We start from the raw sequence: 7,220 nt of genomic DNA, 5'->3' as shown, positions 1-7,220 counted from the left end.
CTTGCTTTAAAACAATTAATAGTTGCTTGATCAAACGTCTGCAAGATGGACAATCATCCTTCCTGCAGGCGCCTTCACAAGATACCTGCGCATACTTTCAAAGATCCGGGGAAGTGGCCTCAGCGCCGTTCCCGTGTGCTGCGAAGTTTCCTTCGTAGCGAGCCGCCCATTATAGCCGGCTTTTCCGCTTCGTCAACACCTTTTTTCAAGGCTGTCTCACCGGAGTGGACGTTGTTGCCGATGCTGCTTCGTCGTTGGACCCGAGGGCCTTTCGCCGTTGCGAGCCGCCTATTATGCCGGACTTTTCAAGTCCGTCAACACCTTCGTTCGATCATCTCGTCCGGCGGTGGTGGCGTCGCTGTTCGCGTTGGTGGCTTCCGAAGAAGTCGCCGTGCTGCAGCAAGGGAGCGAATTCTAGAGATCCTGCAGAATTCGTCAACTCTTTTTTTCAGGAAGATGACAGAACAGCGCCTGCACCCTGCATGGCTGCTGCTGATACATCGCCGCGGCGTTGCCCGCGCGTTGCGCGGTCAACGCCGCAGGCGCTATCAATACATCGATGCATAGCGAAGAGAAGAGCATGGACACGAAGAAACGACAGGGATGGTGGCGGGATCTTTCGATGCCGGCGATCGTCGCCGGCTTCATCACCGTGCTGGTCGGCTTCGCCAGTTCGGCGGTGATCGTGTTCCAGGCGGCCCAGGCGGTCGGTGCCGACCAGGCGCACATCGCCTCGTGGATGTGGGCCCTTGGGCTGGGCATGGGCGTGACCTGCATCGGCCTGTCGCTGCGCTACCGCGTGCCGGTGGTCACCGCATGGTCGACGCCGGGCGCGGCGATGCTGGTCGTCGGTGCCGGTGGCGCGTCTCTATCCGAAGCCACCGGTGCGTTCCTGCTGGCGGCGGTGCTGGGCATGCTCGCGGGCTTCTCCGGGGTGTTCGCCCGGTTGATGAAACGCGTGCCCATGGCCTTGGCCGCTGGCATGCTGGCCGGTGTGCTGCTGCGCTTCGGCCTGGACGTGTTCGTGGCAATGAACACCCAGCGCGTGCTGGCGTTGGCCATGTTCGCTACCTGGCTGCTGGGACGCCGCCTGTTCCCCCGTTATGCGGTGATCGCCACCCTGCTGGTCGGCATCACCATCGCCGCCAGCCAGGGTCTACTGCACGCACAACAGGTGCACCTGCAACTGGCTGTACCGCAATGGGTCACTCCTTCGCTGTCGTGGACGGCGATGGTCGGCATCGCCCTGCCCCTGTTCGTGGTCACCATGGCCTCGCAGAACATCCCCGGTGTGGCAGTGATGCGCGCCTCCGGCTATGACGCACCGGTGTCGCCGGTGATCGGCTGGATCGGCGTGGTCAACACGCTGCTGGCGCCCTTCGGTGCCTACGCATTGAACCTGGCGGCCATCACCGCGGCGATCTGCATGGGCCGTGATGCCCACGAGGATCCAGCACGGCGCTACACGGCAGCGATGGCGGCCGGTGCCTTCTATATCGTCATCGGCCTGTTCGGGGCCACCGTAGCGGCCCTGTTCGCTGCCTTCCCCAAGGAACTGGTGGCCTGCGTGGCCGGTATCGCCCTGTTCGGCACCATCGGCAACAGCCTGGCCAGTGCATTGGCAGTGGAGCGCGACCGCGAGGCCGCGCTGGTCACCTTCCTGGTGACCGCCTCGGGGATGACACTGGCCGGTATCGGTTCTGCGTTCTGGGGCCTGGTCGCCGGGACGCTCTGCCTGTGGGTGCTGCGGCCGCGGCAGACCAGCTGAAGGGATCAGCCGGTCAACACGGCCCCGACGATGCCCAGGGTGACGGACACGGCGATGGCGATCACAGCACCAATCACGCTGGTATCGCCACGTGCTGCCAGCACGCTGCGCACCGCAACGTCATTGTCCATATTGAGCGACTGGGCGCGTGCGATCTCCCGCTGGCAATGCTGCAGGTACCAGCTGTTGGCGAAGACACCCACGGTAACGCTCAGGCCCAGGTTGATCACCAGCGACAGGGCATCCGGCACTTCGAGGAAGGCCTCGATCACGCTGGATGCCACCAGCACGCCGACCCAGATGGCGGCCATGCGGTACATCTTCCGGTACATCATCCAGATCACGCCAAACAGGAACCCCGGCCAGTGCCAGGTGCCCGCTGCGTTCGCGGTGCCCTGGTCCAGGCGCCAACGCTTGCGATAGATCGGGAAGTTGCCGCCGACAATGGCTGCATACAGACCCAACGGGCCAGGCAGTCCGGCGCCCAGTGGAATGACATCGGGCGTTGCCGCCGCGGCCGGTGCACGGTAAGGGTCATGGCTGGACGCTGCGGCGACGGCGGCCTCACTGGCAGGCGGTGCTGCCGGGCCATCGGCGACGCCGTCGGCACCCGACGCTGGCGTGGCAGTCGACTGCAGCGGCTGCCAGTCAGCCATGCCCTCGCACCAGAGCAGGGTGTGGCCGGTGATGACGCCGTCCTGCTGCAGCCTCTGCAGGCCAGCCAGGTCCACTGGACCTTCACTCTTGCCGTTACGGGCGTAGTACCACTGTGCTTCCTGCATTGAAGGTCTTCCTGTGTGGGCGTTGCGCGGTTTACAGGGACGCGCTGGATAGCGTCTGCACCAGCGTGTGGCGACTGCCGGGAGCGACGGTGATCACATCGGGCCCGGCGTTGGCGGCTTCCAGGCAGACGTAGTCGCGCCAGCCGTCACCGACATCGGCCATCTTCGCGGCAGCGTCGGCGCCAGGGTTCCATGCCACCAGCGAGCGGCTGCCTTCGGTGCGAAGGTCGATGCGGCGCTTGAGCACCGGATCGCGCAGTGCATAGTGCCCGCCGGCCTGGGTGTAGATGCGGTCGCTGCGGCCCGGATCACGCGGATCACGCAGCGACCAGGGGCCCTGCTGCCGGCGAGACTGGGCGTAGTTCTCGAACTTGTCGAGGTAGTCCAGGCCATCGACGCCGTCGACGTCGACCTTGCTGGCGTCACCGACACGGAAGTAGTTGTGCAGCGCCTGGGTGATGGTGGCCGGGGCCTTGCCGGTGTTCTCGGTAACCAGCTGCTGGCGCAGTTCACGACCGATACGGACGGTCATGGTCAGACGCAGGCCGAGGTTGTCCAACGCAGGCGGGGCCAGGGTCAGTTCGATGCTGCCATCGTCGAGGCGGCGCGCCTGCTGCAGTTCCCAGGGCAAGGTGCGCACGAAGCCATGGGCCGGCACGTCATCGCCCTGCCCCTGGCGGCCGAAGTACGGCCAGCACACCGGGCTGCCGCCACGGATGGGCGTGGGCAGTGCCGCACGCTTGGGCGAGAGCCACATCACATCGGGTTGGCCCTTGGGCACGAAGGAGAGCAGTTGACCGCCGAACACACTGATGGCGGCGCTGGCCTGCGGGGTTTCCACCAGCCAGGCATCAAGTCCCTGGAACTGGCCGCTGCTGACGCCCTTTATCTGTTGCACGCTGGATCGACTCCGGATGGCCGGCGACTGCACGGCACTGTAGTTGGCAGGAAGGCTGAAGCGGGTGGGTGTGGCCGGAACCTTCACCTGCGGTCCGCTCTGCAGCGTGCGCAGGATGCGCTGGCCGGCACGACCATCGGCGTCGGCCCAACCGAGCCGGCGCTGCTCGACCTGGATGGCACGACGGCTGGCGGTACCGATCATGCCATCGGCGGCGCCGATGTCATGGCCGCGCGCCAGCAACAGGGTCTGCAGCTGGCGGCGCTCGTCGCGGCCAAGTCCGGGATCATCGGTTGGCCAAGCGGTGACCAAGCCGTTGCCGCCACGCAGACGGTCGGCCAGGGTGGCGATGGCCAGGGCATAGCTCTCGGCCGCGTTGTAGCTGTAGATGGCGTCGTAGTTGCGGAACACCAGCAGCGCCGGACCTTTGTTGCCGGCCGGCAGCAACAGCGCGGCGCGTGCATCGGCAGGCAGGCCGGCCGGCGCCAGCGCGCTGCCGTCCAAGCCGGTCACGCCCAATGCGCGCCAGTCGGCCAGTGCCCGGCGCTGGGTGCGGCCGGCCTGGCTGGCGTTGAAGCCGGCGGGGACGCGGACTTCCATGCCCCAGGGTTCGCCGGTTCGCCAGCCGGCACGCTTCAGATAGTTGGCGGTGGAAGCCAATGCATCGGGAATGCTGCCGACCAGATCGCGGCGGCCATCGCCATCGCCATCAACGGCAATGCGTGCGTAGGTGCTGGGCATGAACTGGGTGTGGCCGAAGGCGCCGGCCCAGGAACCGGTCAGGCCCTGCGCCTGCAGGTCACCCTTGTCGATGAGCTTGACCAGCGCCAGCAGTTCGCCGCGGAAGAAAGGTTGCCGACGGCCAGCACAGGACAGCGTGGCCAGCGACTGCAGCAGCGGGCGCTTGCCGAACACGCGCCCGTAGTCGCTCTCCACACCCCATACGGCGACGATGGTGACTGGATCGACGCCGTACTGCGCCGATACGCGCTGAAGCAGATCTCGATGCTGCTGCAGCATGGCGCGGCCGTCATCCACGCGCTGGCGATCGACCAGCGCGGCCAGGTAGTCCCAGATCGGTGTGGTGAACTCCGGCTGCGCGTCGAGCAGCGGCAGCACGCTGGGATCGGGCTGCAGTCCGGCGGTGATGGCCGTGAAACGGTCAGCGGCAATGCCTTGGCTGGCGGCAGTAGCCTGCAGGCCCGCCATGCAGCGGGCGAACGCAGGGTCAACGGTTGCCGCTGCTGTCGGCGGGGCCGCCGCTGGCATGGCAAGGGCGGCGGCCAGGCCGAGCGTGGTCAGAATGGGCATGGCGTCCTCCGTGTTGCCGGTGCTGGAGCCATGGTAACGCGGAGGGAGAGCAAGGTTGGTCGAGATTGCCGCCCAGCGGCCGGCACTACCTCTGCCTAGGGTGAGGGGCGCAGGAGGCGCAGGCCATAGGCGGGATCGTCCGCGTTCCAGGATGCCGCGACCTCCAACCCTGCCTGCTGCAGCAGGAGGCCGAAGCTGGCGTCGGTGTACTTGTGGCTGTACTCCACGCGGATCGGTTCGCCCGCGCTGAAGTGGAAGGTGCGGCCGTCGAGATGGACGTCCTGCTCACGCTGGCTGACCAGGTCGGTTTCGATGCGCAGGCGCGCAGTGCTGTAACGGGCCTGGTGACGGAAGCCGTCGAGATCGAAATCGCTGCCGACCTCCCGGTTGAGACGCGCCAGCAGGTTCAGGGTGAAGGCGGCGGTGATGCCGTCGGCATCGTTGTAGGCGGCCTCGATCAGGGCAGGATCCTTGTGCAGGTCGATACCGACCAGCGCCAGGCCGTCATTGCCCATCGTCTGCCGCATCGCGCGCAGCAGCGCGATCGCGTCCTCATCAGCGAAGTTGCCCAGCGTGGAGCCCGGGAAGAACAGCAGCCGGCGCGCGGCAGGCCGGTCCGGCAAGGGAACCTGCACCGGCCGGGTGAAGTCGGCACACACAGGCAGCATTTCCACCTCCGGCAGCGCCGGTGCCAGGTGGTCGATGCTGGACAACAGCGCCGCGCGCGAGATCTCGATGGGGGTATAGGCCACCGGATCCTGCAGAGCGGCCAGCAGGCGGGCGGTCTTGCGGCCGCTGCCGCTGCCCAGTTCGACCACATGCACGCGCGGCCCCACCGCCTGCGCGATCTGCGGCAGCACACGATCCAGCAGGGCCAGCTCGGTGCGTGTGGGGTAGTACTCGCGGGTGTGGGTGATCTGCTCGAACAAGCGCGAGCCGCGCGCGTCGTAGAAGTACTTGGAAGGCAGCTGGCGTGAGGCGTGCGACAGACCTGCCACGGCGTCGGCAAGGATCTGCTGGCGGCCGGGGGTAAGGTCGGTCAGCGCCTGCAGCGCGTCCTGGACGGTGCTCATGAAAGATCCCTTGCCAGGCGCATGCCTGAGAACTGCCAACGCGCCGGTGGCATGAAGAAGTTGCGATAGCTGGCGCGTACATGGCCGCGCGGCGTGGCACAGCTGCCACCGCGCAGTACCCACTGGCCACACATGAATTTGCCGTTGTACTCGCCGAGGTTGCCGGCGAAGGGACGGAAGCCGGGGTAAGCGCCATAGGCGCTGCTGGTCCATTCCCAGACATCGCCGAACAGCTGGCGGATGCCTCTGCCCTGCCCTGCCTGCGGATGCAGCTGGTCGTCATCGGCGAAGTGGCCTTCGACCGGCCGCGTGGCGGCGGCCGCTTCCCATTCGAATTCGGTGGGCAGGCGGGCGCCAGCCCAGCGCGCGCAGGCATCGGCTTCGTAGTAGCTGAGATGACAGACCGGTGCGTGTGGATCGAGCTCGCGCCAGCCACCCAGGGTGAACTCGCGCAGCAGGTCGTCATCCCAGTACAGCGGATGCTGCCACTGCTCGGCCTCGCGCAGCGCCCAGCCTTCGCTCAGCCACCAGCGTGGATCGCGGTAACCCCCCGCGTCGATGAAGGCACGGTACTCGGCGTTGCTGAGGGGGCGTTCGGCGATGGCATGCGCAGGAAGCAGCACTCGATGCAGGGGCGATTCATTGTCATAGGCGAAGGCCGCGTGCTGCGGCCAGGCGGACGCACCGATGCTGACAATGCGTTCGCCCTGTTCGACCCAGCCCTGCGCGGTGCCGGCGCTGACGGCGACGGGCAGGTCATCGCGATACGGCGGCTGCAGCGGATTGCACCAGAAGGCGTGCTTGATGTCGGTGAGCAGCAGCTCCTGGTGCTGCTGTTCGTGGTGCAGCCCCAGCTGCAGGTGCTGCAGGGCATCGCTGCCCAGGTCGCCGTCGCGCAGTTGTGCCAGCACCTGCGCATCCACGTGCCGGCGGTAGGCGTGCACCTGCTGCAGCGAGGGTCGCGACAGCAGACCGCGCTGTGGCCGTGCGTGGGCGGGGCCGAGACTCTTGTAGTAACTGTTGAACAGGTAGTCCCAGGCCGGATCCCAGGGTGTGTAGCCGGGCTGGCTGGCCAGCACGAAGCGTTCGAAGAACCAGGTGGTGTGGGCCAGGTGCCACTTGGCCGGGCTGGCGTCGGCCATGCTCTGCAGCAGGGCGTCTTCCGGGCTGAGGGGTGCGGCCAGCTGCACGCTGCGCCCCCGCACATGGGTGAAGTGGCGGGCGAGGTCATGCTGCGGGGCAGCGACGGCGGCGGGTACGCTGTCCATGCTGCCAGCTTCGACCGGGGCCGGTGAGCGCGATGTCATGGCCCGGTGCCAAGATGTTCACACCAGGCGCGCCTTCAAGAAGAGCACCGTTGCGCCGCTAACGGCAGTGCTGCGGCCGCG

The 7,220-nt window shown here is 66.9% G+C and carries 5 protein-coding genes; 1 reads left to right on the top strand and 4 read right to left on the bottom strand.

All coding sequences use genetic code 11. The annotated features are described in order from the left end of the window. Positions 1-580 precede the first annotated feature (580 nt). On the top strand, positions 581-1,768 hold the full coding sequence (locus WKB25_RS15265) for a benzoate/H(+) symporter BenE family transporter (RefSeq protein WP_340571601.1): 1,188 nt from the start codon (positions 581-583) through the stop codon (positions 1,766-1,768). Positions 1,769-1,773: 5 nt separating this feature from the next. Here WKB25_RS15265 and WKB25_RS15260 read toward each other — a convergent pair whose 3' ends face one another. From WKB25_RS15260 to egtB, 4 genes are all read right to left on the bottom strand, one after another. Continuing rightward, complete coding sequence (locus WKB25_RS15260) at positions 1,774-2,550, bottom strand: GYF domain-containing protein (protein ID WP_340571599.1); 777 nt, start codon at positions 2,548-2,550, stop codon at positions 1,774-1,776. A 31-nt stretch (positions 2,551-2,581) separates the two neighbouring features. Beyond that, positions 2,582-4,717 (bottom strand): lytic murein transglycosylase, encoded by a 2,136-nt coding sequence (locus tag WKB25_RS15255; protein ID WP_340571603.1) that lies wholly within the window; start codon positions 4,715-4,717, stop codon positions 2,582-2,584. A gap of 137 nt (positions 4,718-4,854) precedes the next feature. Further along, positions 4,855-5,832 (bottom strand): L-histidine N(alpha)-methyltransferase, encoded by a 978-nt coding sequence (egtD, locus tag WKB25_RS15250; RefSeq protein ID WP_340571597.1) that lies wholly within the window; start codon positions 5,830-5,832, stop codon positions 4,855-4,857. Further along, complete coding sequence (egtB, locus tag WKB25_RS15245; protein WP_340571595.1) at positions 5,829-7,100, bottom strand: ergothioneine biosynthesis protein EgtB; 1,272 nt, start codon at positions 7,098-7,100, stop codon at positions 5,829-5,831. Before egtB ends, egtD begins: the two co-directional genes overlap by 4 nt. Positions 7,101-7,220: the final 120 nt, after the last annotated feature.

Origin of the sequence: Stenotrophomonas sp. G106K1 (genome assembly GCF_037969685.1) — a bacterium.
GTDB classification, from domain to species: Bacteria; Pseudomonadota; Gammaproteobacteria; order Xanthomonadales; family Xanthomonadaceae; genus Stenotrophomonas; species Stenotrophomonas lactitubi.
Note: the sequence above shows the minus strand (reverse complement) of the source record. Positions and strands in the feature narration are given on the sequence as shown.

Excerpts from the sequence above, each read along its gene's own strand:
- WKB25_RS15265 (WP_340571601.1), top strand. The coding sequence starts at position 581 with ATGGACACGAAGAAACGACAGGGATGGTGGCGGGATCTTTCGATGCCG.
- WKB25_RS15260 (WP_340571599.1), bottom strand. The coding sequence starts at position 2,550 with ATGCAGGAAGCACAGTGGTACTACGCCCGTAACGGCAAGAGTGAAGGT.
- WKB25_RS15255 (WP_340571603.1), bottom strand. The coding sequence starts at position 4,717 with ATGCCAGCGGCGGCCCCGCCGACAGCAGCGGCAACCGTTGACCCTGCG.
- egtD (WP_340571597.1), bottom strand. The coding sequence starts at position 5,832 with ATGAGCACCGTCCAGGACGCGCTGCAGGCGCTGACCGACCTTACCCCC.
- egtB (WP_340571595.1), bottom strand. The coding sequence starts at position 7,100 with ATGGACAGCGTACCCGCCGCCGTCGCTGCCCCGCAGCATGACCTCGCC.